The sequence below is a fragment of the Protofrankia sp. CiP1_Cm_nod1 genome (assembly GCF_920888515.1).
In the GTDB taxonomy this organism is placed as follows: Bacteria; Actinomycetota; Actinomycetes; order Frankiales; family Frankiaceae; genus Protofrankia.
The window spans coordinates 1-2,177 of the sequence record NZ_CAKKTM010000110.1 but is presented as its reverse complement, the minus strand read 5'-3'; the positions used below and the strand labels follow the sequence as shown (position 1 = coordinate 2,177).

The window sequence follows — 2,177 nt, the reverse complement described above, 5'->3', positions numbered from 1 at the left end:
CCGGAGCGGGCCTGCCTGCCGGCGGCGTCACAACGGGCAGCGGCCCGGTGCCGGGGGCGGGCAGGGCGGTGGCACGCCGTATCTCCTCGACCCGGCGATGTACGGGGCCGAGGAGGAACACCCAGGTCAGCAGTGCACCAACAGCCAGCGCCGCCGCCATGAGCACCAGAATCTGGCCGGCGAGGTAGAGCACGGGTGATCAGCCTCCTTCCCGCGGTGCGCGCCGCGGGGATCCGCACCGGTACGGGTGGCAGCCTCCGGCATCATCCTGGGTTCCCATCATGGCCACGAAAGTCCTCCGTGGGTGCGCCGGGCGCACCCTGAATCCATCACAAAAGTATCGCGAAGCGCGGTCGCGATCTTTCCGGGTGGCGGCAAACCAATAGGCGCATGGCGGCTGTCCACGCGCCCGGTCACGCCGGGTACGCTCGCCGACGGCCCCGGCCGGAACATCCCCCGGGACGGTCCGGTATCGAACCATTCCACAGCCGTGTTCCGAACGTCCAGTTCCAACCGGACGACCAACGGGCGACGGTGTGGTCCGAGTGTCCGCCATGGCCGGAACAGCCATGTCAACTGCCAAACAGTCCTGTCAACTGCCAAACAGCACTGTCGGTCGTAAAACAGCACGATGCCACCGGATGCGGGCCGCAAGCGGATAGCATGGCGTCCAGGTCGGCACGCCGCCTCGGGCCCCGCGGCGCGTCGGCCCGGGGCAGCGGTCCCGGCGAGAGGTTCTGGCGCGGAGGTCCTGGTAGGAGGCCCTGGCAAGGGCCCTGGTGAGGAGCTCAGCCCATGTGCGGGTAGGCGACCTGTCGCGGTGGGTCGAACGTCTCCTTCAGTGCCCGCGGGGAGACCCATCGCAGCAGATTCAGCGCGGAGCCGGCCTTGTCATTGGTGCCGCTCGCCCGCGATCCGCCGAACGGCTGCTGGCCCACCACCGCGCCGGTCGGTTTGTCGTTGATGTAGAAGTTTCCGGCGCTGTACCGTAGCGCCTCGGTAGCGGTGGCGAGCGCGCGGCGATCCCGGCCGAAAACCGCGCCGGTCAGCCCGTAGGGCGAGAAGTCCGTGACATCCCGCAATGCTGTGGTAAAAGCGTCCGAACCGGGCCGTCCCGGAGCATCGTCGTAGATATGCACGGCGAGTACCGGCCCGAAGTACTCGGACGTGAACACCTCGTGTGCGGGATCGGCGCACACGACGACCGTCGGTTCCACGAAGAATCCGGTCCGGTCGTCGGCGCCGCCACCGACGAGCACCGACACGTCCGGGTCCGCGCGCAGCCGCGCGAGCAGGGCCGACAGCCGGTCGAAGGCCCGCCGGTCGATCACCGCCCCGCCGAAGAGGCTCAGGTCGGACACGTCACCGTAGGTCAGCGCCGCGGTCTGCGTGACCAGCTGGTCACGAAGACCCGACCGCCACAGCGAGGCGGGCAGGTAGGCGCGGGACGCCGCCGAGCACTTCTGCCCCTGGTACTCGAAGGCACCCCGGACCAGCGCGACGACGAGCGCGTCCGGGCCGGCGCTGGGGTGGGCGACGACGAAGTTCTTCCCGCCGGTCTCGCCGACCAGCCGCGGGTAGTCCCGGTAGCCGTCGATCCCCTCGGCCACCGTCCGCCACATCGTCCGGAAAGTCGCCGTCGACCCGGTGAAGTGCACCCCGGCGAGCTCCCGGTGCCGCAGCGCCACCGCCGAGACGGCCGCGCCGTCCCCGGTGACCATGTTGATCACCCCTGGTGGGAGGCCCGCCGCCGCCAGCAGCGACATGGTGTGCTGGGCGGCGAGCTGCTGGGTGGGGCCCGGCTTCCAGACCACCGTGTTGCCCATGATCGCCGGAGCGGTCGGCAGGTTCGCCGCGATCGAGGTGAAGTTGAACGGCGTCACCGCGAGGACGAACCCCTCCAGGGGACGGTAGTCCATGCGGTTCCACGTGCCGGGCGCCGAGAGCGGCTGCCCGGCGACGATCCCACGGGCGGCGGCGACGTTGAAACGCCAGAAGTCGATCAGCTCGCAGGCCGCGTCGATCTCCGCCTGGTAGCAGCTCTTGCTCTGCCCGAGCATGGTCGCGGCGTTGAGGGTGTCCCGCCAGCGCCCGGCCAGCAGGTCGGCCGCCCGCAGGAACACCGCGGCCCGGTCGTCCTGGGACAGCGCCCGCCAGCCGGGCGCCGCGGCCAGCGC

General features: G+C 70.7%; 1 protein-coding gene and 1 pseudogene. Both read right to left on the bottom strand.

Annotated elements, in window-relative coordinates; translation table 11 throughout:
* Window positions 1–193 (bottom strand): annotated as a pseudogene (locus NBX02_RS05395) (hypothetical protein); the annotation flags it as partial.
* A gap of 595 nt (window positions 194–788) precedes the next feature.
* Window positions 789–2,177, bottom strand: a 1,389-nt coding sequence (pruA, locus tag NBX02_RS05390) for an L-glutamate gamma-semialdehyde dehydrogenase (RefSeq protein ID WP_250290265.1), incomplete at its 5' end; no start/stop codon positions are given.